At 63.0% G+C, this 25,500-nt stretch carries 27 protein-coding genes; 9 read left to right on the top strand and 18 right to left on the bottom strand.

Annotation, left to right across the window (positions count from 1 at the left end):
* Positions 1-135 precede the first annotated feature (135 nt).
* Both ISX84_RS09245 and soxR read right to left on the bottom strand, forming a co-directional pair.
* Positions 136-1,785: an electron transfer flavoprotein-ubiquinone oxidoreductase gene (locus ISX84_RS09245; protein ID WP_195820041.1), complete on the bottom strand. Its 1,650-nt coding sequence runs from the start codon at positions 1,783-1,785 to the stop codon at positions 136-138.
* Positions 1,786-1,938: 153 nt separating this feature from the next.
* Positions 1,939-2,394, bottom strand: coding sequence for a redox-sensitive transcriptional activator SoxR (gene soxR / locus ISX84_RS09240; RefSeq protein WP_195820040.1), 456 nt, complete (start codon positions 2,392-2,394; stop codon positions 1,939-1,941).
* Positions 2,395-2,470: 76 nt separating this feature from the next.
* Between soxR and ISX84_RS09235 the strand changes: the two genes are divergently transcribed.
* From ISX84_RS09235 to ISX84_RS09225, 3 genes are all read left to right on the top strand, one after another.
* Positions 2,471-2,851 (top strand): VOC family protein, encoded by a 381-nt coding sequence (locus ISX84_RS09235; RefSeq protein WP_195820039.1) that lies wholly within the window; start codon positions 2,471-2,473, stop codon positions 2,849-2,851.
* 125 nt (positions 2,852-2,976) lie between these two features.
* Positions 2,977-3,447: a transcription elongation factor GreA gene (gene greA, locus ISX84_RS09230; RefSeq protein WP_195820038.1), complete on the top strand. Its 471-nt coding sequence runs from the start codon at positions 2,977-2,979 to the stop codon at positions 3,445-3,447.
* A 14-nt stretch (positions 3,448-3,461) separates the two neighbouring features.
* A complete protein-coding gene (locus ISX84_RS09225; RefSeq protein WP_195820037.1) occupies positions 3,462-4,508 on the top strand; it encodes a hypothetical protein in 1,047 nt (348 codons plus the stop codon).
* A gap of 4 nt (positions 4,509-4,512) precedes the next feature.
* Here ISX84_RS09225 and ISX84_RS09220 read toward each other — a convergent pair whose 3' ends face one another.
* The 5 genes from ISX84_RS09220 to fdhD form a co-directional block, all read right to left on the bottom strand.
* Entirely contained in the window at positions 4,513-5,016 is a 504-nt protein-coding gene (locus tag ISX84_RS09220) for an aggregation factor core (protein ID WP_195820036.1), read from the bottom strand.
* A 78-nt stretch (positions 5,017-5,094) separates the two neighbouring features.
* Positions 5,095-7,143, bottom strand: a complete 2,049-nt coding sequence (locus ISX84_RS09215) for a molybdopterin-binding protein (RefSeq protein ID WP_195820283.1) — start codon at positions 7,141-7,143, stop codon at positions 5,095-5,097.
* A 20-nt stretch (positions 7,144-7,163) separates the two neighbouring features.
* Positions 7,164-7,655 (bottom strand): molybdopterin-guanine dinucleotide biosynthesis protein B, encoded by a 492-nt coding sequence (gene mobB / locus ISX84_RS09210; protein ID WP_195820035.1) that lies wholly within the window; start codon positions 7,653-7,655, stop codon positions 7,164-7,166.
* Positions 7,652-8,260, bottom strand: a complete 609-nt coding sequence (gene mobA / locus ISX84_RS09205; RefSeq protein ID WP_195820034.1) for a molybdenum cofactor guanylyltransferase MobA — start codon at positions 8,258-8,260, stop codon at positions 7,652-7,654. The genes mobB and mobA overlap by 4 nt, the downstream gene beginning before the upstream one ends.
* Positions 8,257-9,144, bottom strand: a complete 888-nt coding sequence (gene fdhD, locus ISX84_RS09200; RefSeq protein ID WP_195820033.1) for a formate dehydrogenase accessory sulfurtransferase FdhD — start codon at positions 9,142-9,144, stop codon at positions 8,257-8,259. Before fdhD ends, mobA begins: the two co-directional genes overlap by 4 nt.
* Before the next feature lie 48 nt (positions 9,145-9,192).
* On the opposite strand from fdhD, the gene ISX84_RS09195 reads away from it, so the two are divergent.
* Positions 9,193-9,927 carry an AzlC family ABC transporter permease gene (locus ISX84_RS09195; protein ID WP_195820032.1) on the top strand — a complete coding sequence of 245 codons (735 nt, stop codon included), beginning with the start codon at positions 9,193-9,195 and terminating at the stop codon, positions 9,925-9,927.
* Complete coding sequence (locus ISX84_RS09190; RefSeq protein ID WP_195820031.1) at positions 9,920-10,249, top strand: AzlD domain-containing protein; 330 nt, start codon at positions 9,920-9,922, stop codon at positions 10,247-10,249. The genes ISX84_RS09195 and ISX84_RS09190 overlap by 8 nt, the downstream gene beginning before the upstream one ends.
* 7 nt (positions 10,250-10,256) lie before the next feature.
* Here ISX84_RS09190 and ISX84_RS09185 read toward each other — a convergent pair whose 3' ends face one another.
* The 5 genes from ISX84_RS09185 to ISX84_RS09165 all read right to left on the bottom strand — a co-directional run bounded on the left by ISX84_RS09185 (position 10,257) and on the right by ISX84_RS09165 (position 14,350).
* Positions 10,257-10,853, bottom strand: coding sequence for a hypothetical protein (locus ISX84_RS09185; protein WP_195820030.1), 597 nt, complete (start codon positions 10,851-10,853; stop codon positions 10,257-10,259).
* Between the two features lie 24 nt (positions 10,854-10,877).
* Positions 10,878-11,012, bottom strand: coding sequence for an aa3-type cytochrome c oxidase subunit IV (locus ISX84_RS09180; RefSeq protein WP_195820029.1), 135 nt, complete (start codon positions 11,010-11,012; stop codon positions 10,878-10,880).
* Between the two features lie 111 nt (positions 11,013-11,123).
* The gene (locus ISX84_RS09175; protein ID WP_195820028.1) at positions 11,124-11,585 is read right to left on the bottom strand and encodes a DUF6173 family protein; all 462 of its coding nucleotides are present in this window, start codon (positions 11,583-11,585) and stop codon (positions 11,124-11,126) included.
* A 3-nt stretch (positions 11,586-11,588) separates the two neighbouring features.
* The gene (locus tag ISX84_RS09170; RefSeq protein WP_195820027.1) at positions 11,589-12,635 is read right to left on the bottom strand and encodes an MBL fold metallo-hydrolase; all 1,047 of its coding nucleotides are present in this window, start codon (positions 12,633-12,635) and stop codon (positions 11,589-11,591) included.
* Positions 12,635-14,350, bottom strand: coding sequence for an acyl-CoA dehydrogenase (locus tag ISX84_RS09165; RefSeq protein ID WP_195820026.1), 1,716 nt, complete (start codon positions 14,348-14,350; stop codon positions 12,635-12,637). Before ISX84_RS09165 ends, ISX84_RS09170 begins: the two co-directional genes overlap by 1 nt.
* 126 nt (positions 14,351-14,476) lie before the next feature.
* Here ISX84_RS09165 and ISX84_RS09160 point away from each other — a divergent pair, with 126 nt between their 5' ends.
* Positions 14,477-15,451, top strand: a complete 975-nt coding sequence (locus ISX84_RS09160; RefSeq protein WP_195820025.1) for an L-threonylcarbamoyladenylate synthase — start codon at positions 14,477-14,479, stop codon at positions 15,449-15,451.
* Here ISX84_RS09160 and ISX84_RS09155 read toward each other — a convergent pair.
* A complete protein-coding gene (locus ISX84_RS09155; protein ID WP_195820024.1) occupies positions 15,448-16,032 on the bottom strand; it encodes a YqgE/AlgH family protein in 585 nt (194 codons plus the stop codon). The genes ISX84_RS09160 and ISX84_RS09155 overlap by 4 nt on opposite strands.
* Before the next feature lie 129 nt (positions 16,033-16,161).
* Between ISX84_RS09155 and ISX84_RS09150 the strand changes: the two genes are divergently transcribed.
* Positions 16,162-16,956 (top strand): protein-disulfide reductase DsbD domain-containing protein, encoded by a 795-nt coding sequence (locus ISX84_RS09150; RefSeq protein WP_229884191.1) that lies wholly within the window; start codon positions 16,162-16,164, stop codon positions 16,954-16,956.
* Here ISX84_RS09150 and ISX84_RS09145 read toward each other — a convergent pair.
* The 5 genes from ISX84_RS09145 to ISX84_RS09125 all read right to left on the bottom strand — a co-directional run bounded on the left by ISX84_RS09145 (position 16,953) and on the right by ISX84_RS09125 (position 23,836).
* Entirely contained in the window at positions 16,953-20,354 is a 3,402-nt protein-coding gene (locus tag ISX84_RS09145; protein ID WP_195820023.1) for an efflux RND transporter permease subunit, read from the bottom strand. The genes ISX84_RS09150 and ISX84_RS09145 overlap by 4 nt on opposite strands.
* Positions 20,355-20,357: 3 nt before the next feature.
* Positions 20,358-21,815 (bottom strand): efflux RND transporter periplasmic adaptor subunit, encoded by a 1,458-nt coding sequence (locus ISX84_RS09140; RefSeq protein WP_195820022.1) that lies wholly within the window; start codon positions 21,813-21,815, stop codon positions 20,358-20,360.
* Between the two features lie 93 nt (positions 21,816-21,908).
* Positions 21,909-22,451, bottom strand: coding sequence for a molybdenum cofactor biosynthesis protein B (moaB, locus tag ISX84_RS09135; RefSeq protein WP_195820021.1), 543 nt, complete (start codon positions 22,449-22,451; stop codon positions 21,909-21,911).
* A gap of 1 nt (position 22,452) precedes the next feature.
* Positions 22,453-23,064 carry a LysE family translocator gene (locus ISX84_RS09130; RefSeq protein ID WP_195820020.1) on the bottom strand — a complete coding sequence of 204 codons (612 nt, stop codon included), beginning with the start codon at positions 23,062-23,064 and terminating at the stop codon, positions 22,453-22,455.
* Positions 23,057-23,836 carry a uracil-DNA glycosylase gene (locus tag ISX84_RS09125; protein WP_195820019.1) on the bottom strand — a complete coding sequence of 260 codons (780 nt, stop codon included), beginning with the start codon at positions 23,834-23,836 and terminating at the stop codon, positions 23,057-23,059. Before ISX84_RS09125 ends, ISX84_RS09130 begins: the two co-directional genes overlap by 8 nt.
* A 107-nt stretch (positions 23,837-23,943) precedes the next feature.
* Here ISX84_RS09125 and ISX84_RS09120 point away from each other — a divergent pair, with 107 nt between their 5' ends.
* Positions 23,944-24,891: an aspartate carbamoyltransferase catalytic subunit gene (locus tag ISX84_RS09120; protein ID WP_195820018.1), complete on the top strand. Its 948-nt coding sequence runs from the start codon at positions 23,944-23,946 to the stop codon at positions 24,889-24,891.
* Positions 24,888-25,433, top strand: a complete 546-nt coding sequence (locus ISX84_RS09115) for a hypothetical protein (RefSeq protein ID WP_195820017.1) — start codon at positions 24,888-24,890, stop codon at positions 25,431-25,433. The genes ISX84_RS09120 and ISX84_RS09115 overlap by 4 nt, the downstream gene beginning before the upstream one ends.
* Positions 25,434-25,500 lie beyond the last annotated feature (67 nt).

The raw sequence follows: 25,500 nt of genomic DNA, 5'->3' as shown, positions 1-25,500 counted from the left end.
TGAAACGCGGGGTGAGCGGCAGGCTATCAGGTTACGGCCCAAGCGCAATCCTGCGGCCCTGCCGGGCGGCATAAAATCACCATAGCGCACGCGCGTTAATCGCCCCCTCGCAGTGTCAAACCCAGGCCGCAGGCATCACATGTTGGGATAGTTCGGCCCATCCCCGCCCTGCGGCGTCGTCCACACGATGTTCTGCGCCGGATCCTTGATGTCACAGGTCTTGCAATGCACGCAGTTCTGGAAGTTGATGACAAACCGGGTATCCTTGCCTGCCTCTTCGACGAACTCGTAGACCCCTGCCGGGCAGTAGCGTGCCGATGGGCCTGCGTATTTTGGCAGGTTGCTGTTCACCGGGACCTCCGCATCTTTCAGCGTAAGGTGCGCAGGCTGGCTTTCCTCGTGATTGGTGAAGGAGAACGCGACATTCGTCAGGCGATCAAAGGAGAGTTTGCCATCGGGCTTCGGGTAGTCGATGGTCTGGTGTTTGGAGGCCTCTTCGGTCGCGTCAGCATCCGATTTACCGTGTCCCAGCGTGCCCAGCAGCGAAAAACCCAAGGTGTTGGTCCACATGTCGACCCCGCCCATCACCAGGCTCGCCGTCAGCCCGTATTTTGACCACAGCGGTTTGACATTGCGCACCTTGCGCAGGTCCTGACCGATCTTGCCATTGCGTACTTCGGCCTCGTAGTCGGACAGCTCGTCACCGCTGCGATCGTCTGCGATCGCGGCCATGGCGGCCTCTGCCGCGGCTTTGCCCGACAGCATCGCGTTGTGATTGCCCTTGATGCGCGGCACGTTGACCATGCCTACGGAGCAGCCCAGCAGCGCGACACCGGGCGCGACCATCTTGGGCATGGATTGGAACCCGCCCTCCGAGATCGCCCGCGCACCGTAGGCGACCCTTTTGCCGCCCTTCAGCAAATCCGCGACCATCGGATGATGTTTGAAGCGTTGGAATTCCATGTAGGGGAAAAGATGCGGGTTCTTGTAGTTCAGGTGCACAACAAAGCCCACGTAAACCTGATTGTTCTCAAGGTGGTAGATAAAGGAACCGCCGCCCGCGTTGCCCCCCAGGGGCCAGCCCATGGTGTGGGTGACAGATCCTTCGCGGTGCTTGGCCGGGTCGATCTCCCAGATTTCCTTCATGCCAAGACCGTATTTCTGCGGCTCATGCCCGTCCGAGAGATTGTATTTGGCAATCACCTGCTTGGAGAGCGATCCCCGAACGCCTTCGCTCAGGAAGACATATTTGCCATGCAGTTCCATGCCCGGCTCGTAACCGTCGCCCTTGCTGCCATCCGGGTTCTTGCCGAATTCACCCGCAACGACCCCTTTTACCCCGTTGTTTTCGTCAAAAACCAGCTCAGAACACGACATACCAGGAAAGATTTCCACGCCCAGCTCTTCCGCCTGCTCCGCCATCCAGCGACACACATTGCCCATGGAGACGATGTAGTTGCCGTGGTTGTTCATCAGCGGTGGCATCGGGAAATTAGGGATGCGCAGCTTGCCCGCCTCACCCAGCATGAAAAAGTTGTCGTCTTTCACCGGCACATTGAGCGGGGCACCCTTCTCCTTCCAGTCCGGGATCAGCTCATCCAGACCGACCGGATCCAGAACGGCCCCCGACAGAATATGCGCGCCCACTTCGGAGCCCTTCTCCAGCACAACGACATTGCAGTCGGCATCCAGCTGTTTCAAACGGATCGCCGCAGACAGGCCCGCCGGACCTGCGCCCACGATGACCACATCGTATTCCATTGCTTCGCGTTCCGTCTCCGACATGTCCCGGCTCCCTTACAATCCAACGGGGCGCGACCTCTGCCGCGCAACAATCTTTCGCGATTGGCTAAACCACGTCACCCCCCAATGCAATCGCAACTGGGCGTCATAAGTGGCACAAATCGTCGATTTCCTGACCGGGACGGATGATTTTGATCACATCTCCGGCAGATCGCCCATCAGGAATCGCGGACCCGGTCCTTTTTCCGCGATCCGGTCCGTCGGATTGTACAGCGCACAGTTCGGCAGGCTGAGACAGCCACAGCCGATACATCCATCCAAACTGTCCCTCAGCCGCGTCAATGTCTCGATTTTCTCGTCCAGCCGAGCCCGGAAGCCCGCGCTGATCCGTGCCCAATCAGCCTTGGTCGGCGTACGCCCGCCTGGGAGCCGGTCAAGCTCCGCCCGGATCTGCGGCAAGGTGAACCCGAACTGCTGGGCGATCATCACGAAACTGAGCCTGCGCAGGTCGGAGCGCTCAAACCGGCGCTGCCCGCCGGCGTTGCGCCACGGCCGGATCAATCCCTGCGCCTCGTAATAGCGGATCGCCGAGACGGCCAGCCCGGTGCGCGCCGCCAATGCCCCGATCGAAAGCCCGTCACTGACTGCCATAAAATTCTCCTTGACCTAAAGTTAGGTTTAGAAATTACGGTGAGTGTCATCAAGGCAAATCTCAAGGAGAAGATCGATGACCGTACGGCTTGAACACGCGAACTACACCGTTTCTGATGGCGAGGCGACTGCGGCTTGGATGCAGGAGCTTTTTGGCTGGCACATTCGTTGGAAAGGCGATGCGACCAGCGGCGGCCAATCCATCCATGTGGGTTCGGACACGCAGTACCTGGCGCTTTATACGCCCGCTCAGAACACCAGCGAGAAGGCAGACAGCTACACCACCCGCGGTGGGCTCAACCACATCGCCGTGGTGGTAGACGATATCGACGCGATGGAGGAGGCTGTGAAAAAGGCGGGTTTCACCACCGGCAATCATGCGGATTATGAACCGGGCCGGCGGTTTTACTTCCACGATCACGACGACATCGAATATGAGGTGGTGCAATACGACTGACCCCGCGCGGGTAATCTCAGCCAGACCTCTTGCAATTTCCTTCACCTTTGGGTCAGGTAGTTGCCAACTCTCACCAGCGGCCCCCGGATAGCCCGGCGGGCCGCGTCATTTCGTGGACGCTACTGATGGATAAAATTCCCATGACCCGCAAGGGCCACGCTGATCTGGAAGCGGAACTCAAGCAGCTGAAATCAGTGGAGCGCCCGGCCATCATCAAGGCCATTGCCGAAGCGCGCGAGCATGGCGATTTGTCCGAGAACGCGGAATACCATTCGGCGCGCGAAAAGCAGTCCTTCATCGAAGGCCGGATCAAGGAGTTGGAGGGCGTTCTGGGGCTGGCCGAGGTGATCGACCCGGCCAAGATGTCCGGCACCATCAAGTTCGGCGCCACGGTGACGCTGGTCGACGAGGACACCGATGAAGAAAAGACCTGGCAGATCGTCGGCGAACATGAGGCCAGTATCGAAAAGGGCCTGCTGAACATAAAATCGCCGATTGCGCGCGCTCTGATTGGCAAGGACGAAGGGGACAGCGTAGAAGTGCGCACGCCGGGCGGCGAGAAGTCCTATGAGGTGCTCAAGATCGTCTACGCCTGACGGGAATTGCGACGATGGCCGACACAACCGAAACCCCGGAAACCACCGAAGCGCGGGCACGCCCCACGCCGCTTGGTATTTATGACCGGCCGGGCACCGAGGGCATCAGCAGCATAGAAATCGCGGCGCTGGTCCTGTCGGGGCTTTGGCTTCTGGCGTCAGCGCTCTTTTTCCTCTTCATGCCCAGTGACAACGTCGCGGGCGAAGGTCTTGGCGCGCTTCGATTTGTCATGATCATGCTGGCCGTTTTCATGCCGGTTGGCATGATCTGGGTCGCGGCCACCGCAGCGCGCTCGAGCCGGATCATGCGGGAGGAAAGCCAGCGCCTGCAGGCGGCCATCGATGCCATTCGCCACGCCTATATCGCGCAGAACCAAAGTGGCGTGACGGGCCCGGAACCCGGTTCGGTTGCGCGGAAACTCGATGAACTCACGGAAGCAGCCCGCAAGACCGAATCCGCGTTGGCCACTTTCACGTCGCGCCGGGAGCAGGAACGCCAAACAGGCGGCACGGTCGCCCCCGCCGCAGAGCCCCCCCGCGAAGACCAACCCGCGCTCGCACTCGGAACGCAGGCGGTCGATATGGCCCCGCCGCTTGCGGTGGAAGATTTCATCCGTGCCTTGAACTTCCCCGAAACAGCGGAAGATGAAGCCGGGTTCTCAGCCCTGCGGCGGGCGTTGAAAGATCGCTCCGCTGCGCAATTGATCCAGGCAGCACAAGACGTGCTGACCCTGCTCAGCCAGGATGGCATCTACATGGATGACCTGCTGCCGGATCGCGCCCGCCCCGAGGTCTGGCGCCAGTTTGGCCAGGGCGCACGCGGCAGGCCTATCGCCGCCCTGGGCGGTGTACGGGACCGGTCGTCGCTCGCGCTGACGGCGGGTCGGATGAAGCAAGACCCGATTTTCCGCGACGCCGCCCACCATTTCCTGCGGCGGTTCGACAAGACTTTTGCCGAGTTTGAAACAACGGCGACGGATGGCGAAATCTCTGCTCTCGCGGAAACCCGCACGGCACGCGCTTTCATGTTGTTGGGGCGCGTGGCGGGCACCTTCGACTAAAGTGTCAGGTACAGACCTTGGCGCGGTTGTTGGCGTCAAAAACCGCTTCCAGCTCCGAACCATCCGTCAGGCTGAAGAGGGCGCGCGCACCTGAAAGCTCCCCACCCGTCACTCTGATCTGGCCCAGATCGGACTGCGCCTGCTGATCGTCCACGTCAATTGTGAACCCCGTACGCTGGCCTGCCGATAACTCGGTCAAACGGATATCGAGGCGCTGCGCGCCATCGGCGACATCGACGCCCTGCATCCCCTCACCCGGCTCAAAAGGCTGAAACACTTGTGTGCCGGAACCGCCAGCCGCCGTGTCAAAGACCAAAGCCCCCTGCGAGCCCGCCAGATCAATCGCCACGCCGGTCACGAAAACACCCGTCGCGGTATGAATGATGTCAAAGCGGTCACGCGGCGCGCTTTCCACGAATTTCACGGTGAGCGCCTGCGTACACTCTGCCTGCGCGCCCACTGCGAAGACAGTAAGCACAGCGGCGGTTAGTGGCATGACTTTGGGCATCTGTTTTCCTCGGTAACTTGGCCTGTCGGCCGATCTGCGTTGAAACATAGCTCCATGTGACCAAGAGGACAGTAGTTTTCACAGCCCAAAGCTGGCGAACGGAATGTAGCGCACCAGTGTCCCCGGCACGATCTCCGCCGCCTCATGCGGCAGTTCGACCAGCCCCTCGGCCCAGCTCAGCCCGGAAATGCGCCCTGACCCTTCGGAGGCGAAGACTTCCGCCCTTCCCTCCCTGATCCGCGCGCGCAGGTATTCCGTGCGCCCGTGTTTCTTGTTTTTCTGAAAGGCGGCGGGAACCTCAAATCCCTGCGGGGCCCGCCACGCGCCCCCGGCCAGTCGGACCATCGCCGGGTGTCCGAAGATCAACGCGCATGTCATCGCAGCCACCGGGTTGCCCGGCAGCCCGAACACCGGCACGCCCGCCCACATGCCCAGAGCCAGTGGCCTGCCCGGTTTCACCGCGATGCGCCATAGGGTCATGGCCCCGGCTTCTGTCAGCAGGGCCGAGACGTGGTCCTCATCGCCCGCGGATGCGCCGCCGCTGGTCAGGATCAGATCGGCGGTTTTCGAGGCCGCGTGCAACCGCTCTGCGAGGACCTTGCGGTCATCCGGGACGCGCCCCATGTCCACCGGTTCGTGTCCAAAGCGCCGTACCATCTCCAGCAGCATCGGGCGATTCGCATCGAATATCTGTCCAGGGGCTGCCGCCTCCCCGGCCTCAACCAGCTCGGCACCGGTAGAGAGCACAGCCACGCGCAGAGGTTTGCGGACCGGCACCTCGGCAAGACCAACGGCGGCCAGCAAGGCGGCCTGCGCGGGGCCAATCCGCGTCCCCTGCGTCAGTGCGATGTCACTTTGCGCCACGTCCTCTCCCGCGCGACGCGTGTTCGCGCCCGCCTTGATCGGGCCGTGAAAGGCGATATGACCGTCACTCACGGTAACGTCCTCCTGCAGGATCACCGTATCGACCCCCTCGGGCAAGGCCGCGCCCGTCAGGATGCGCACGGCGGTGCCGGATGGCACCACTCCGGGGCGGTCACCAGCGGCGGCGCGCCCTTCCGCCAAGGGCATGCGGTGCACGCCTGCCGCTTTTCCGCCGGAGAACCCATAGCCATCAACGGCGGTGTTCGGCAGGGGCGGATTGGACCGGACAGCCGTCACATCTTCAGCCAGAACCCGACCGGTGGCCGCGGCAACAGGCAGATGCTCAACCCCTGTCACCGGGCTCAACCGTTCCTGCAAAAGCGCCAGCGCCTCCTGCACCGGCGTCCAATGCACCCCCGGCGGCAAGGCAAAGCAATCATTGGTCAGACGCGGGGGCTGGGCGCTGGCCTGCCGCAGACGGTCCTCGTGGCCCAGACCGAATATCCACCCCTCTTCCGGAGCATCCACGGCCAGCATCTCCGCCAAGGCGTCGGGCTCCAGCGTCGAGACGGTGCGCGCAACCTCGCGGACCTGCCACGCATCCTTGATCTGGTCCTCCGGTGCAGCGCCCAGCGTCAGGGACGGCCAGATTTCCACGAGGGCGATTTGTTTGTCTAACTGTTCAAACGGCCAGACGGCGACCTCAAAACGCCGCCGCAACCGCGCAAGCACCGGCAGACCCATCATGACCTGAGAACCAACGGCCCCCGTCCCGCCCAACTGCCAGCAGGAAAAGGCCCCTTTGGCCTGCTCTTCTGCCAGACGTCTGTCCGGGAACGGGTTTTCATAGCCGGTTTTCTTGCGCGGCAACCCGTCGATGTCGCGCTTCAACCCGTTGAACCAGAACGGACCGCGCCCTCCGAACCGCCGGTTGATTTCTCCGGCCAGATCAAAGCGGTTGTTGGCCTGCGGGCTGTCTTCGATCCGGTCCTCCAGCCAGTGCCAGACGGCGAAGGGATCGCTTTTGCCCGTCAATGCCGTCGCGAATCCCGCCGGATAGCCAAAAGGGAAATCAAAGCCCGTCAGAACACGCCGCCCCGCCGCGATTTCGGCCTCGAACAGCCGGGCCAACCAATCTTCGGCGACACTGCGATTGCGCAGATATTGCGGTGCCTCGGCCCGGCCCAGACGGGCGACACAGGCCCAGATCGCATCCCTCCGTGGGGATTTTCCGGTATCGTTCCCCCCGGACCAATCCACCATCACAACGGTGTCGAAGCCGGTCACAACCCGACCTCGGAGAGGATGAAATCGGCAATTGCGGCGGTATCATTAAGGTCAAAAACCGGGCGATCCAAGCTCAGCATCGTATCGCTGGCCACGGCGCGGATTGTCGGGTCATCGGGGGCGATGAGCGGGTTGCTGGTCTCGGCCCGATGCGCCTCGACCTTGGGGTGCGTGTCGCGTTTGTAACCTTCGATCAGCACCAGATCGACCGGGCTGAGCTTGCCCAGCAAGTCGTCCAATGTCGGCTCGGACACGTCGCGCAATTCATGCATCAAAGCAAAGCGTTTGCGTGAGGCGAGCAGCACTTCCGTGGCACCCGCCTTCCGATGCCGGTAACTGTCCTTGCCCGGCTGATCCACGTCGAAAACGTGGTGGGCGTGCTTGACGGTCGACACGCTGAAGCCGCGCCCCGAAATCTCCGTGACGAGACGTTCCATCAGGCCGGTCTTGCCTGCGTTTTTCCATCCGACAACACCGTACAACTTCATAAAAGCGCCTCTGCCCGGGCCAGATCCTCGGGCGTGTTCACATTGAAAAACGGATCGAACGTCGTGACGGGAAAGAGGGCCTCGCGGCCTTGGTGCGCGTCCGTCCACAGCACCACCTTGCGCAACCCGTCTTGCAATGCCGCGCGCAGGTCATCGCGCAGTGCCACCGGCCAGAGGCCAAAGGTGGGGTGCCGCACCCGCCCCCGCGCGGGATCAGGTGTCGCAGACAGGACCAGCGGATGCTCCATCCCGTCGCTGGCCAGCAGCAGCTGCGGCACCAGATCGGCCGGGAAGAAGGGCGTGTCCGCCGCGGCGGTAACGATGGTTTCCGCGCCCCGCTTTGCCGCCCAGTCCAGACCGGCCAACACACCGGCCAGCGGCCCCGCAAACCCTTCGATGCTATCGGGCAGAACCGGCAGGCGGTACCCGTCAAAGCGGCTCGGATCGCCATTGGCATTCAGCGCAAGCCCCGCCACCTGCGGCTCCAGCCTGTCGATCACCCGGGTCAGCAGGCTTTGGCCCCCAAGGCGCAACAGCCCCTTGTCGCCGCCGCCCATGCGCGTGGCCTGCCCGCCCGCAAGAATAACGCCCAGGGGTTGCTTCATTCCGCGCTCTTTCGTCCGGCGCGGCGCGGCTCCAACGGCACGGTTGCGGGATCGGTGTCGCGGATCAGGCGCGCCTCGCCCGACAGACAGACGAACCGCTGTCCCTTCATGCGGCCGATCAGCGTCAGGCCCACCTGTTGCGCGATCTCCACCCCCCAGGCGGTGAAACCGGACCGCGATGCCAGCACCGGAATGCCCATCATCGCGGTCTTGATCACCATCTCTGAGGTCAGCCGCCCGGTGGTGTAGAGGATCTTGTCATCAGCACTGACACCCTCCGACAACATCCAGCCGGCGATCTTGTCTACCGCGTTGTGACGCCCGACATCTTCCATATAAACCAAAGGCTTATCTTCATGGCACAGCACCGTGCCATGTATCGCCCCCGCCTCCAGGTACAGCGATGGCGTCCGATTGATACGTGCACTGAGTGCATAGAGCCACGAGGTCCGCACCGCTGTTTCCGGCAGGCTGACGTCCTCCAGCCCGGCCATCATGTCACCAAACACCGTACCCACGGCACAGCCGCTCGTGCGGGTCTTCTTGCGGATCTTCTCTTCGTAATCGGTCTTGCGCGCGGTCCGCACAACCACCGTTTCCAACTCTTCGTCGTAGTCCACGCCGGTGATCTCGTCAGACGCGCGCAACATACCCTGATTGCGCAAAAACCCCAGCGCCAGATAGTCAGGGTAGTCCCCGATGGTCATTGCCGTCACGATCTCCTGCCCATTGAGGAAGATCGTGAGCGGGCGCTCCTCCACCACAGTGGCGACAACGGCGGCCCCCTCATGATCCGTCCCGGCAACGGCGCGGGTCAGCCGCACCGCCTTGGGATCGGGCGCGATCAGGTAATCGCTGGTGTCGTCCAATTTGGCCAATTGCATCCTCCGCAGGGCTGAGCTACGCCTTGGCCGTAACTTTAGAAGCATCTTATGCCCTCCACCACTCCCAAAACGCGCACACGTGCCTCTGCCTATTGGAAAGGCTTTGCTGACGGTGCTCCCTTCCTGCTGGTCGTGATCCCTTTCGCGATGCTCTTTGGCGTATTGGCGACGGAAGCGGGCCTTAACGTGCTCGAAACGCTGTCTTTTTCCGCCGTGGTCTTTGCCGGGGCTGCACAGTTCACCGCCCTGCAGCTGATGCAGGAAAACGCGCCTACGGTGATTGTGCTGGCCTCAGCCCTTGCCGTGAACCTGCGCGTGGCGATGTATTCCGCCTCCCTCACCCCCTGGATCGGTGCCGCGCCCCTTTGGCAGCGCGCGATCGCCGCCTATTTCACCGTCGATCAGTCCTATGCCTGTTCCGTTGTGCAGTTCGAGAACGAGCCTCAGATGACCGTGCCGCAGCGCATGGCCTATTTCACCGGCGTGCTCAGCCCGATTGTGCCGTTCTGGTACGCCAGCAGCATTCTCGGCGCCCTCGTTGGCACGCAGGTGCCCGACAGCTGGGCACTGGATTTCGCGCTGCCCATCACCTTTCTGGCGCTGGTGGCCCCGATGCTACGCACTGCCGCCCATGTGATTGCCGCCCTTGTGGCCATCATCACCAGCCTGCTGACCGCCGCAGTACCCTATTCGCTGGGCCTGATGATCGCGGGCACCTTGGGCATGATGGCCGGTGCGCAGGCCGAAGTGCTGCTGGAACGCAGAAAGCTGCGCCATGATTGACACCGGCACCCTCTGGATCGTGATTATCGGGCTTGGCATCGGCAGCTACACGCTGCGGTTTGCCTTCCTGGGGATTGTGGGCGACAGGCCAATGCCTGCCTGGCTCCTGCGCCATCTGCGCTACACGGCGGTGGCGATGTTGCCCGCGCTGGTCGCGCCACAGGTCGTATGGCCTGCTGCAACGGATGGACAGGCGGATCTGCCGCGCATGTCTGCGGCCCTGGTCACACTTGTGGTCGGGTTGCTCACCAAGAACGTACTGGCCGCGATTTTTTCGGGTGCCGCCACGCTCTTTGGCATGCTCTGGCTCTTTGCCCTCTGATCCGGAATCAGCCCTGCGCCGCCTCGATGCCGGCACGCACATCACCCGCGTCGTTCTCAAAGTACCGGTCGGTGACCACACCGGGCCGCGCTTCGATCTGCTTCATGAGTTTGACCGGGTAAAAGGTGACCTGAATGTCCTCGAACCCCGGCACCCGCCGCAGAATAGATGACGTGGAATTGGTGCAGAACGCGCCCGGCACCGCCCCGTTTTGACGCACCAGTTGCAATGCCGTTTCGGCCTGCTCCGGCGTCACGACGATTTCCTGGCTGACCACGTGATGTGTGCTGCGCGCGTGCGCGCTCTTGTAGGATTGCACCCAGGAGGGCGAAATACCGTAGAGCACATCGCCACGCTCGGCGATCAATTCATGTTGAAACGATCCTGCCGGGTCGAAAATGACCTGTTGCGAGCCCGAGACCATCAAGGCGGTGTGACCCCCGTGGCCGGTCTCATTGTTTACCATGGTGAAAATCGTCAGTTTGGGCGGCCCGTTCGGAACGTAAGCTTTTGCTGCAATTTCTTCCGGGGATGCTTCAAAGGGTGAAGACACCGCGCAGCCGGTCAGGGTCGCCAGAACGGCCAGTAACATCAATACACGCATGAAAAGCTCCTGCGGGAGGCACGCTCAGGTAATGAAAATCGCCATCCAGACAATCAGCACGATGATCGCAATCACGATCCGCGTGGTCCAACGCATGAAGCCGTCGAATGTCTTTTCCTGGGTGGTGACGTCCATATCACCGTGGTTGTGATCTGCCATTGCCGCAGCCCTTCTTTGAATAATTGGCATCAGCCCTAATGGATTCGTCACGCGATGTCACCCATCCGCGCGTTCAATGCGCGCATTGCGGTTGCGGATTTACCGCAGGGCTCAACTGTCTGCCGCAATGTCTTGCGCCAGGCGAAACCCGATCCGGCGCGCCTCGGTCTTCTCGGCGGGTTTTGGCAGGGCACGCAGCATGACGTTCAACTGGCTGACATGCTGCACCATTTGCGTGCGGCCCCCTGCCCCGTCCGTGCCATAGAAAGTCACGATATCGGGGTCGAAATACCCCATGCCTTCAATCCGCAGCACGCCCGCGTCGCCGCCGGTGAACCCCATGGCGACTTCCTGCGTGCTGTCCAGCTGTTCCTCGAAATTCTTGAGATAGATGATGATGCGTTCATAGGCCCATTGCGCGGGCGATTTCTGGCCGGTGGGCTTGTTGGCGATGGCCTCGGGCACATCCGCCTTTGTTGGTGCCGGAGTTTCCGGATCACAATGCACGTCGTGGCGGCGCGGCAATGCCGCGGCTTCGGCCACCTCTGCCGAGGTTTCGATGTTCTCACCCATGCTTTACCCTTTACGCTCGTAGACCCATGCATCATCCGCGCCCCGGCTGCGCGTGGCAAGCCCATCCTGATAGAGATGGCTGAGATGCGCGACCGCCTCGACCAGCGCCAGGCCGTATTCAGCCGACCCGATCTTGCGTTTAAACAGCGGGGCAAAGCATTCCCCGGCGGATTTGGGCGTGTCGAGGTACTCCAGAAGACGCTTCAGGGCCCCGTGGTGGTTGTCGATCAACTGCCGCATGCGGGTTGGCAGGCCGGTAAAGGGCAGCTTGTGCCCGCCCAGCACCAAGTGATCCGCGCGGGCAAGCCCGGCCAAACGTTCGCAGGCCTCCAGCCAGTCAGCAATCGGATCGGCCATCGGCTCTGTTGCATAGACGCCGATGTTCGGGCTGATCGAAGGCAATATCTGATCGCCCGCCAGCACAAGATTGTCGTCACGGCTCCAGAAAGTTGCGTGTTCGGGCGCGTGCCCGTTGCCGATGTGGATGTCCCACATGCGCCCGCCCATCCTGATCGTGTCACCCTGCTGGATGCGGGTGTACCCGAGGGGCAGCGGCGCCACGATATCGGCAAAGTTGAAGGGCCGTTCGGAGGCGCGCTCAGCCAGAATATCCGGCGCCATACCCGCGTCGCGGTAAAATTTCAGCGTTTCAGGTGAGGGCACGGGCTGCTCGTCCAGCGTCAGCATGCGCGCCATCAACCACGCGGTGCGCGTGGTGACCAACTCCGCGCCGTGATCTGACTGTAGCCACCCGGCCAGCCCGATATGATCTGGGTGGTGATGGGTCACCACCACGCGGCTTATCGGTTTGCCGCCCAGTGGGCCCGCCATCAGCCTCTCCCAGATCGCCTTGCTGCGTTTCGAGGCGAACCCGGTGTCGATCACGGTCCAACTGTCACCGTCATCCAGCGCATAGACATTCACATGATCAAGCTTCATCGGCAGCGGCAGGCGCATCCACAACATGCCTGCGGCCACTTCTATTGCTTCACCTTCCGCCGGTGGCGTGTCCCATGGATAGCGCAGGCCCTCTGGCGGTTGATCTTTCATCAGGCGGCCAGCTCATCAGGGCTCAGACTGTAAAGCCCCTCCGCCCCGGCCTGCGCATGTGCCAGCAGGCCGACATGTTCCGGCAGCAACCGTTTGATGTAGAACCGCGCGAGTGCTTCGCGCGCACCGCCCTGATCGGCCAGCGCTGCCTTGAGGTGCAGATAGCCGCCCAACACACGTGCAAAGGCGCGCAGAAACGGCACGGCACCGGCGAAACGGGTCGTCATATCCTGCTGCGCGACCAGCCATTCCGTGACCTCGCGCAGGCTTTCCGATGCCTGCCAGACAGGCTCCGCCAGGTCCGGCAAATGGCTGCGCGCCTCTTCCGCGCAGGCTTCGATCTCGTCGAGCAACCGCGCCGCCGCCTCGCCGCCATCCATCATCTTGCGTGCCACGAGATCCATCGCCTGAATGCCGTTGGTGCCTTCGTAGATGGCCGTCACACGCACATCCCGGCTGAACTGCGCCGCCCCGGTTTCCTCAATGAAGCCCATGCCGCCGTGCACCTGCACGCCGGTCTCGGCCACATCCATGCCCGTCTCCGTGCCAAAGGCCTTGGCAATCGGCGTCAGGAAAGCGGCGCGCGCGTCCCATTCCGCCGCACCGGTGGCATGGGCCATGTCGATGGCCATGGCACAGCTGAGTGCAATGGCACGGGCGGCGAAGATATCAGCCTTCATCGTCATCAGCATGCGCCGCACATCGGCATGATCAAGTATCGTACCGGTGCCGCCATCGACGGCCGTCTTGCCCTGCTTGCGCTCCTGCGCATAGGCCAGCGCGTGTTGATAGGCACCTTCGGCCACGCCGATGCCCTGCCCGCCAACGCCCAGCCGCGCGTTGTTCATCATTGTGAACATCGCGGCCATGCCGCCCTGTTCGGGCCCGACCAGCCAGCCGGTGGCCCCGTCATATTGCATCACGGCAGTGGGCGATCCGTGCAGACCGATCTTGTGCTCAAGGCTTACGACGCTCACACCATTGCGCTGACCGGGGTTACCCTCTGCATCGGGAATGAACTTTGGCACCAGAAAGAGGCTGATCCCGCGGGTGCCAGCAGGTGCGCCGGGCAACCGGGCCAGCACCAGATGGCAGACGTTTTCTGCCACGTCATGATCCCCCCAGCTGATATAGATTTTCTGCCCGGTGATCGCATAGGTCCCGTCCCCCTGGTCCTCTGCCTTGGTCGACAGCGCACCGACGTCCGACCCGGCCTGCGGTTCGGTCAGGTTCATGGTGCCGGTCCACTCCCCGGCAATCAGCTTGGGCAGGTAAAGCGCCTTGATCTCATCGCTTGCGTGATGCTCCAGCGCCTCGATCTGGCCCTGACTCATCAGGGGGGCAAGCTGCAGCGACAGGCAGGCACCGCTCATCATCTCGTTCACCGCAGAGGTCAGCGTCATCGGCAGGCCCATGCCGCCAAATTCGGGATCTGCCGCGATGCCGACCCAGCCACCTTCGGCAATGGCCTTCCAGCCCTCGGCGTAGCCCGGCGATGTGCGCACCACACCGTTCTCCAATCGTGCCGGATGCAGATCACCGGGGCGTTGCAGCGGCGCAAGCACCTCGTCACAGAGCTTGCCCGCTTCGGTCAGGATGGCCTGCGTGACATCCGATGTCGCCTCACTGAACCGTTCAGTGGCCTGAACCTGCGCAAAATCCACCACGTGATCAAACAGAAAGGAAAAGTCATCGACCGGGGCGTGATAGGGCATTTCTTCGTCTCCATGCGGGCAGGCACCCGTCTTGGCAACGGGCATACTACCCTATAAGGGTCTTTGCCATCAAAGATGAGCCGCATCGCCGCGCCCGGCAACCGAAACGCGGCGTCACGGAGCGCAATGACAACATCTCCCTCCCCCACGTTATACCCTGATGCAGAGGGCATTGCACAGGCAGCAGCCCTTTTGCGCGCGGGACAGCTGGTCGCCTTCCCGACGGAGACGGTCTACGGGCTGGGTGCAGACGCCTGCAACGGTGAAGCCGTGGCCGCCATCTATGCCGCAAAGGGGCGCCCGAGCTTCAACCCCCTGATCGTGCACCTCCCATCCGTGCAGGCCGCGCAGCGTTACGTGGTCTGGACAGATGACGCGGACCGGCTTGCGCAGGCCTTTTGGCCCGGCCCCCTGACGCTGGTTTTACCGCTGCGCGAGGGGCATGGTCTGTCCAGCCTCGTGACGGCTGGGCTGTCGACGCTGGCCCTGCGCGTGCCGGAAAAAGCCTCTGCGCAGGCTTTGCTGGAGGCGTTTGGGGCGCCGGTGGCAGCCCCGTCCGCAAACCCATCCGGCAAGATCAGCCCAACGACTGCGCGACATGTTCTGGATGGTCTGGGGAACAAGATCGCGGCCGTGCTGGATGATGGACCCTGTTCGGTGGGCGTTGAAAGCACCATCGTCGGTCTGGATGGTGCGCCCGCGCTGCTGCGGGCCGGTGGGTTGCCTTTGGAGGCCCTCGAAGCCGCGCTTGGCGCGCCGCTGGCGCTGAAAACCACCCCGGACGGCAGCACGGACATCACGGCACCGGGCCAGCTGCAATCGCATTACGCGCCCAAAGCGCCACTGAGGATGAATGCCGACGCCCCGCGACCCGGCGAAGTGTTTCTGGGCTTCGGCCCCATGGCCTGCGACGAAACCCTGTCAGAGAGTGGCGATCTGCACGAGGCTGCGGCGCGGCTCTTCGATCTGTTGCACAAGCTGGACGCAAGAGGACAGCCGATTGCCGTGGCACCGGTGCCGACACATGGGTTGGGACGTGCGATCAATGACCGTCTGGCACGCGCTGCCGCCCCGCGCCCGAACGACCCCGGGCCGACCTAGGCGCGCCCGGCAGCGGAGGAGAGACCAAGTGGGTCGATCCCCAGACTTTCCACTGTCTTCGCCCACTTCTCGGCAGCGGGCGTGTCAAAAATTAGCCGTGGGCTTGCATCGGCTGTCAGCCACCCGTTACGCGAGATTTCCGCTTCCAGCTGCCCGGGCCCCCACCCGGCATATCCAAGCATCATCAGGGCGTTGCCCGGGCCGCGATCACGGGCGATCTCTTCAAGGATGTCCAAAGTTGCGGTCATCCCGAACCCACCCCCGACGCGCAGGGTATGCAGGCTGGACTGATAGTCATCCGAATGCAGCACAAACCCGCGCCCGGTTTCCACCGGTCCGCCAAAATGAACCGGCATCGCCGCCGCGCGGGGCGAGGGGTCAATGTCCAACTGATCCAACACATCGCTCATGCCGACATCGCTGCTGGGCTTGTTGATGATCAACCCCATGGCCCCCTTGTCGGAATAGGCGCAGAGCAAAATCACCGCCCGTTCAAAACGCACATCGCTCATGGACGGCATGGCCACCAGCAGTGAGCCCGTCAGATCAAGCGTTTCGGTCTGGATATCCGGTGATCCCATGATCCAAGAATGACCCGCACCCCGGTTCGGTGCAAGGGCAATAGACCCGCAGGTGGCGAAACATGGCTAACTGGATCGTGACTTGGCATTTCAGCGCGGCTCGACCATATCGAAAGCATGAAAACACCGATGATTGCCCTGACCCTGGCGGGCCTGACCGCCTTGCCCCTATCCGCACAGGACCGTTTTGACATGCCCGTGACCGCGCAGGTTCTGCCCGGATGGGTGCAGCCCGACGGCACGCGCATGGCGGCGGTCCATCTGTCGCTGGAGCCGGGCTGGAAAACCTATTGGCGCGCGCCGGGCGATGCCGGCATTCCACCCAGCTTTGACTGGTCGGGATCGCGCAATCTGCATGCTGTCTCCGTCTCTTGGCCCACACCCAAGGTTTTTGACGACAACGGCATGCGCTCCATCGGTTATGCCGATGATCTTGTGATCCCGCTGACCCTGGCCCCGACGAACGCCGGTGATCCCGTCCGCGTCCGCCTGACGATGGACATTGGGGTCTGCTCCGATATCTGCATCCCGCACCAGCTGACCTTTGACGAAACAATCGCCAGCACCGACACGCGCCCGACCCCCGCAATTGCGGCGGCTTTGGCGCAGAGCCCCTACTCGGAACGCGAGGCGGGTGTGACAGCGGCCGAGTGCCGGATTGAGCCAACGTCGGACGGCCTGCGGATCGAGGCGCGGGTGCGTGTGCCCTCGGCGGGCGGTCCGGAGGTCATGGTGATCGAGCCCGGTCTGGGCGATGTCTGGGTCAGCGAAGCCGAGACGCACCGGTCCGGCAGCGAGGTCATTGCCGTCTCCGAAATGATCCATGTGAACGGCGGGCCGATTGCCCTGGACCGATCCGCCATTCGAATGACCATTCTGGGCAGCAATCACGCCGTTGACGTGAAGGGTTGCACACCGGGCTAGACCGCGCTGTCCCGCCGGTTGAGCAAAACGGTGACTGCCGCGAGCACATAGGCAAGCAGAACGAGCGCAGCCGCCCCCGCCGCAAAGAGAAACAGCGCCGCTGACATCACCGGCCAGCCTGCGACAGCGGGCACCCATGCCGCCAGCGCCGGCATCAACGCGCCGTGGAAGATGGCCCATCCCAGCGTCAGCCCGCCCCAGCCCAGAACCAGCGCCCAGAGTGCTGCAAACCCATAGCGCACCGCGGCAACCGGCGCCGCCAACCCGCGGCGCATGGCGTTGATCTGGCGGGAGACGTCATGCTGAACGGCGACAAGGGCGGGCACCAACAACAGCACGATGACCATGCCGAACCCCAACCCGTAGACCAGCGTGACCACCGTGGGCTTGAGAAACTGCGCCTGCCTGCTTGGCTCGTAGAGCAGCGGCAGCATGCCCAGCACGGTTGTCATCGTGGTCAGCATCACCGGGCGCAGCCGGTCGGCGGCCCCGTCAATGATGGAGGGGATCAACCCCCGCTCTTCCGCATAGTCATCGATGGTCGTGATCAACACGATGGAATCGTTGATGATGATCCCCGTCATCCCCAACAGCCCCACAACCGAGAAAATATTCAGCGGGATGTCCCAGACCATGTGCCCGTAGATGGCCCCCACCAACCCGAAGGGCACGATGGCCATGACCAGCAAGGGCCGCGTCCAGCTGCCAAAGACCCAGGCCAGCACCAGATAGATGCCCAAAAGGCACAGGGTCAGGCCGTTGGATGCCTCTGCCAGAAACCGGTTTTCCTGTTCGGCCAGCCCGGACAATTCCCAGTCGACCTGATGCGCGCTTGCAATCGTCGGAAGAATTTCTTCTTCCAGCGCCTTTTGGATCTCGACCGCCCTCTCGGGATCGTCTTCCGAGATGTCGCCGGTCACGGAGATCACGCGCACGCCATTCACCCGGTTCACGGTGCTGAACCCGATGCGGCTTTGCACGGTGACGATATCGGACAGGGGCACATAGACCCCCTCCGGCGTCCGCATCTGCGTACGCTCCATGAAGTCAGCCGTCAGCTCGCCCTCGGGCAGGCGCACCAGGATGGTCGCGCTACGCGGGCCATCGGGAAACTTCGCCGCCTCGATGCCGCCCAACCGGTTGCGCAACATCTGGCCCAGTTGATCGATGGTAAAGCCCAGCGCCTGCCCCCGGGCCGTGAGATCGAGGATCAGTTCTTCCTTGTCGTAGGCCAGGTTGTCCTCCATCGCGAGCACTTCCGGATAACGTAGCAGGGCCGTTTGCAGATCCAGACTGGCGGCCTTCAGCGTATCCGTGCCCGGACCGGAAAACTCCACACTGATCGAATCGCCGCTTTGCCCGCCCCGCGCCCCCCGAAAGGCCACGACCTCGGTCAGGGGATGGTTGACGACGCTGTCGCGCAAGTCCCCGGCGAAAGCGGCGCTGGAATACGGCCTCTCATCCGAGCCGATCAGCGAAATGGCAATCGCGCCCAGAAGATCGCTGTCCTTGGTGCCGACGCCCGACAGCCCCCTGCCTGACGTGCCCCCCACCTCCGCAATGGCGTAGTCGACCGGGTTCACGCCATAGCGCGCCTCGTAGTCGCGGGCCAGGGTTTCGGTCGCGCGCTGCAATTCGGCCATCATGGCGCGCGTATCGTCGCGCGTGGCGCCCTCGACCATGGCGAAGTTTGCCGTGACCGAATTGCGTTCCGGTGCGTGGAAGAACCGCCATTTGACATCGCCGCGCAGGAAATGCGCCGCCTGCAGCGCGAGGATCAGCACCAAACCGGCCAGCAGCACATAGCGCGCCGCGATGACGCCCGCCATCATCGGTCTAAAGAGGTTTTCCCGAACCCAGGAAAAGCCGTGATTGACCTGGCGGCTGGGCCAGTCGTACCAGCGTTCCTTGGCCCGCGCGGCAAGGGCGTGCGCCATATGGTTGGGCAGGATCAGGAAGCATTCGACCAGCGAGGCAATCAGCACGGCGATCACGGTCATCGGGATATCCTGAACGATGCCGCCAAACCACCCGCCCAGCAAAAACAGCCCCATGAAGGCAATCACGGTCGTGATCGTGGCGGCAAACACCGGCAGCGCCATACGCGCCGCGGCCCGCTCTGCCGCAACAAAAGGGGGTTCGCCAAAATGCCGCGCCCGGTGATCGGCATGTTCGGCCACCACGATCGCATCGTCCACCACGATCCCCAGCGTGATGATCAATCCAAAGAGCGAGATCATGTTGAGCGTGAGACCGCCCGCATACATCAGACCAATGGCGGCCATCATCGCGGCAGGGATGCCCGCTGCCACCCAGAAGGCGGTCCGCGCATTCAGGAACATGAACAGCAGGCAGACAACCAGCCCGAGCCCGGTCAGACCGCTGTTGACCAGCGAGTCCAGACGCGAGGTGATCGCCTCTGCCCGGGTGCGGATCAACTCTATGGTCATGGAGCCTTGGACCGTGGCCTTCATCTCTGCCACGACCTCTTCGACGGCCCGCTGAATGGCGATGGAATCGCCGCCGTCCGAGCGGTTCACCCGGATCGAAATCGCAGGATCTTCGCCAACGAAGTAGGCCCGGTTGCGGTCCGCCCGCTCCCGCACCACGCGAGCGATATCGCCGACCCGAAGTTTGGACCCGTCCGGGTTGGAGCGCAGTACGATCTGGGCAATCTGTTCCGGCGCGCGTTTTTCGGTGCCCGTGCGCACCCGCGCGTTCACCCCGGTGACGCTGCCGGCGGGGTCGGTGTCCACTTCTGCCGCAATCGCTGCTGAAATCTGTGCCATGCTCAGGTCATTGGCAATCAGCTGGACCGATGGAACCTCCACGGCAATCTGAGGCGCTGCAAAGCCGCGGAAGGTCGTCCGCGTGACGCCAGCGGCAAAGAGGCGTTTCACCAGCTCGTCACCGTAAACACCCAGTTGCGCAGGCGAAACAGGGCCCGCTATAATCACATCCGTGACGCGATCACTGCGCACGGATCGCCGCACACGGGGCTCCTCGGCGTCATCGGGCAACTCCGTGATCGCATCCACGGCGTCCTGCACATCGCTGACCGCCCGCGACATATCCCATTCGGGTTCAAATTCGAGCGTGACGGTGCCGCGCCCCGCGCGCGCCGAGGCGCGGGATTTCATCACGCCCGCCACGCGCATCAGCGCCGGTTCAAGCACCTGGATGATGGCGCCGTCGACGTCATCGGCGCTGGCCTGGTCCCAGTCGGTGGCCACCGTTATCCTGTCCAGGCTGACATCGGGGAAAAACTGCGCCCGCATATTGGGCAGCGCGAAAAGCCCGGCAACCATCATCACGACGAAGAGCAGATTGGCGAGCGTCCGATGCCGCGTGAAATAGGATAGGATGCCGCCTGCGGCCGGAGGGATCTGCCGCACCATGCGTTACCCTCCCATACGGCTTTCGATGCGTGCCACCATCCGTGCCGGTACCTCGCGCTCGGCCAGCTGCGCCAACACCCGCTCCTTGGTCTCTGCCGGCATGCGGTCACTGTCCTGCACAAACGCCATAAGCCGCGCACGACGCTCCTCGCTGAGCTCCAGCATGTCCGGCAAAACCGTGGACAGGCCAGAGTTTTGCTGCAGCGGACGCACGGCGACGCCCGGGCCCAGCAAGGGTGTCCGCGCCTTCACAACGTCGCGCCCTTCCAGACCTTCGCCACGCACCAAGACATCATCCCCCTGACGCCGCACGAGCGTGACCGGCAATGCCGCAAGACGGTTTTCGCCCTCCAGCACCAACACCTCACCGCTGGCATCCAAGGCCGACGCGGGCAGGCGCACGACATTATCCAGCGGCTTTTCCTGAATTCGGACGGTGACAAAATCCCCCGGACGAAACCCCGGCGCACGTTCCAGCCGCGCAAAAACCTGACGTCCGGATTGGCCTTCGCCTGCGGCGGCACTGACACGGCTGAGCACGCCGGTGGCCTGCATGTCGACGCCGGTGACATCGAGCGTCGCGTAAACCGGCGTGGAAATCAACGACCCGTCGGCCTCCAGCAGACGCACGTATTGCGCCGTGGAGACGCGGAACGCGACCTCGAGATCACGCGGATCAATCAGGTCTGCGAGCTTTTCATTGGTCGCGACGAGACGGCCTTCGACAACCGTCGTATCGCTGAGCGTGCCGGTGAACGGCGCCTCGAGCGCCGTGTCCGCCAGATTGCGCTGCGCCTCCGCCAGCGCAATCCTCTCGCGCGACAGGCGTGTGGCGGCCTGATCGATGCGTGCTTCGGCCTGCGCCACCACCTGACGGCGCGCCAAAACGGTGGCGCGCGCGGCGGCGGCAGCCAGTTCAGCGGTTTCAATCGCCGCCGCCGTACCCACACCACGTTCCGCCAGATCAAACTGCCGCTGATAGGCTTTCTGGCGCAGGACCACCTGCTCTTCGGCAGCCACCTGTTCGGCGCGGGCCAGATCCAGCCCCCGTGCGGCATCGCGCGCCTCGGCTTCGGCATCGGCAAGATCGGCGGTCAACCGGTCCACGGCGGACTGCATGTTCGCAGGATCAATGCGCACCAGCACATCGCCGCGCCGCACGTTGCCCGCATCCTCAAAATTCTCGTGCAGCACCGTTACCCGTCCAGCCACGGCGGCGCGCAATTCAAGTGTCCGGCGCGACGACACCTCGCCAAAGGTCTCCAGCACCGGCGTAATGGTTTCGCTCTGCGCGCGCTGCAGGTTCACGGCAAACACCCGCTCCTGTGCGGGTGGCACGACGGCCTCGGCATTCAAGCGATCCTGCACGGCGACACTGACCACATGGCCTGCATAGACCAGCAGCCCAAGGCTCACCGCCGCCAGAAAAAGGCCGATCATGCTTTGCCGCAAAAACCGCATTTCGTCGTGATCCTAATACCTTAACTCAATGACCTTATACCTCAGACTGGCCGAGAAGAATACCAACCCACAATAGTGTTACGTACCGCCAGATTACTTCCGTCGGTGATGTTCGTCCAACCGCGGAAAAATTTCGACAAAATTGCAGGGCCGGTGCCGATAATCCAGCTGCAGCGCCAGAATTTCATCCCATGCGTCCTTGCACGCCCCGGGGCTGCCAGGCAGCGCAAAAAGATAGGTTCCATTGGCCACACCGCCGGTTGCGCGGCTCTGCACGGCGCTGGTCCCGATCTTTTTCATCGATACGATGGTAAAGACGGTGCCGAAGGCGTCGATTTCCTTTTCATAGACATCCCTGTGCGCCTCGACGGTGACATCACGCCCGGTCAGGCCGGTACCGCCGGTGGAAATCACGACATCCACCCCGCTGTCCTTGCACCAGGCGCGCAGCTGGCCTGCGATCTGGTCCCGCTCGTCGGGCAGGATGCGGCGGTCCGCCAGCTCATGCCCGGCCTCGGTAAGCCGCTGCACCAGCACATCCCCCGATCGGTCCTCGGAGAGACCGCGCGTATCGGAAACCGTCAGGACCGCGATCCGCACCGGCACGAAATCCTTGGTCTCATCGATTTTGCTCATCTCAGCTTTTCTCCAAAAGGGCGAGACGCCCGGCAAGGGCAGTGAAAATGCCAGCGGTCAGCCAGTCCAGCACCCTGCTGCCCTGTGCAAGGCGCCGCCCGACCGAGCCCGCGAAGACACCGACCAGCCCGTTCACGACAAAGCCGCCCACACCGATGACCGCGCCGAAAACCATGAACTGCACCAGGACCGACCCGGCGGAGGGCACAACGAATTGTGGCACGAACGCCAGGACGAAGAGGATGACCTTTGGGTTTGTCAGGTTGACCAGCAGACCGGACAGAAAGGCCTGCCCGCGCGGCGTGACCACGCCATGATCCAAGTCGGGTCTGCGACGCAGGGCCTGCACCGCAAGCCACAGAAGATAACCAACGCCAATCCAGCGGATCACGTCAAAGGCAAAAGGGACCGAGGCGACCAGAGCACTGAGCCCAAGACCTGCAAGCAGCACATGGATCATACCGCCTGTCGCAATGCCCGCGCTGGACAGCCACGCCGCGCGTGCGCCGCCCCTCGCGCCCTGCCCCAGACAGAACATCATGTCGGCCCCGGGCGTGAGGTTCAGCGCAAGCGCCGCCGGCACGAAGGCTGCGAGGATCACCGGATCAACCATCGTTAAGCCGGGCCTTGAGGCTGAGCAAGTCGGCCCAGGCCTCGCGTTTCGCGGCAGGCTGGCGCAGCAGATAGGCGGGGTGGAACATCGGCAGGGCTGGCAGACCAAAGCAGTCGGTCCAATTGCCGCGCAGCCGGGTGATCCCGCGTTTGCCCAGTAGCGCCTGCGCACTGATATTCCCCATGATCACAAGGGCCTGCGGCTTCGCCAGTTCAATGTGGCGCTCCAGAAAGGGCCGCATCATCGCAATTTCATCAGGCTGCGGATCCCGGTTTTGCGGTGGCCGCCAGGGCAGGACATTGGTGATGTAGACGGGCGCGTTCTCATCCCCCCGTCCGCGACCGATGGCTGCCAGCATTTTGTCGAGCAGCTGTCCGGCCCGCCCGACAAAGGGGCGCCCTTCGCGGTCTTCATCGCGCCCTGGTGCTTCGCCGATGATCATCACCGGCGCACCCGCGATGCCATCAGAAAAGACCAGACTGCGCGCACCACGCTTCAGTGCGCAATGCTCGAAACCGGCCAGCGCGTCCCGGAGCGCATCAAGGTCCTGCGCTGCGGCGGCTGCACGTTTCGCTTCGGCCACCGGGTCAACCTCGGTGGCGGCTTTCGGTGCCTGCGAGATGGCCTGCGGGCCGGTCGCCGCCTTCGGTTTCGCCAGCGTATCGGGCAATTCATAACAATTGACGGGCGCGTCACAGATCGCCTCGGTTGCGCCAAGCTCAACCTGCCAATCCAAAAGCGCCAACGCATGATGAAACTGAGATGATTCCATGTGGCCACTCTAAGGCGTCACGGCATCGAACTGAACAGGCATAAGCGTCGCTTGCCCGTCCCGCGCACCCTCCCTATAAGGTGTGAAATCACGATAGGCTGCCGCACATGACATTCCCGCACCGCCACCTTCTTGGTATCGAAGCTCTGCGTCCGGAAGAGATCACCACGCTGCTTGATCTGGCAGATCGATATGCCACCCTGAACCGACAGCCCGACAAACACGCCGATGCTCTGGCAGGTCTGACACAAATCAACATGTTCTTTGAGAACTCGACACGCACGCAGGCGAGTTTCGAGATTGCAGGCAAGCGCCTGGGCGCGGATGTGATGAACATGGCGATGCAGGCCAGTTCGGTGAAAAAGGGTGAAACGCTGATTGACACCGCGCTGACACTGAACGCGATGCACCCCGATCTGCTGGTGGTGCGCCATCCGCATTCCGGCGCCGTGGATCTGTTGGCGCAAAAGGTGAATTGCGCAGTGCTGAACGCAGGTGACGGTCGGCATGAACATCCGACGCAGGCTCTGCTCGACGCGCTGACCATCCGTCGCGCCAAAGGGCGCCTGCACCGCCTGTCGATTGCCATCTGCGGGGACATCGCCCATTCCCGCGTGGCCCGGTCGAACATCATGCTGCTCGGCAAGATGGAGAACCGCCTGCGCCTGATCGGGCCGCCGACGCTGATGCCCTCGGGCATCGCGGAATTCGGTGTCGAGGTCTTCTCGGACATGGCGGAGGGGCTGCGCGATGTGGACGTGGTGATGATGTTGCGCTTGCAGAAAGAGCGCATGGATGGCGGGTTTATCCCCAGCGAGCGCGAGTATTACCACAGGTTTGGCCTGGATGCGGAGAAGTTATCCCATGCCAAGCCGGATGCGATCGTGATGCACCCCGGACCGATGAACCGCGGAGTGGAAATCGACGGGACACTGGCTGATGACATCAACCGCAGCGTTATTCAAGATCAGGTGGAGATGGGCGTGGCCGTCCGCATGGCCGCGATGGATCTGCTTGCCCAAAACCTTGTACTGACCCGGGCGGAGACGGCATGAACACACCCATCGAGATCCAGAAAAACGAGCGTGGCGCGATCCGCGTCTTTGCCATCAACCTCGCACCTGCGGAAGTCACCGAGACACTCAAAACGCTCCCCAAGCCGGATTTTGCGCGACAGCTGCTGGGCAGCCCGCACCTGAACACCGCCAGCGCCGAGATTTTCCCGATCTCCGACCTGACCGGCATGGGGTTGAGCACTTACCTCAGCGAGGGGTATGCGGTCGAGGAGGCTGAAATCGGCGCCGACAAAAGCAGGCTCGATGCGCTGGAAGGTTATGTTCTGCTGCTCTTTTCCGACAGTTTTGAAGGGCTTGAGATGACGCTGACACCCGGTGCCGAGCTCACACTCATCGGGACTTATGCGGAATATGCCCCCTCCGGCACCGCACCGCCGATCACAACGGAGAGTGCCCGACCTTACAGCGGCACACCCGGCATGACCCCGCCCACGCCACCGCGCGGACCCGCTGGCAGCGCGCTCATCGTGATCGCGCTGGCCGTGCTTTTGGGCCTCGGCCTCTGGTGGCTTTTTACGTGAGACAGGAGGCGCGGAAGACGTGAAGGAACCCAAAGACCCCAAGATGTCCGGGCGCATTGCTATGATG

Origin of the sequence: Roseobacter sp. MH60115, assembly GCF_015644665.1 — a bacterium.
In the GTDB taxonomy this organism is placed as follows: domain Bacteria; phylum Pseudomonadota; class Alphaproteobacteria; order Rhodobacterales; family Rhodobacteraceae; genus Roseobacter.
This window is presented reverse-complemented; position numbering and strand designations above follow the sequence as displayed.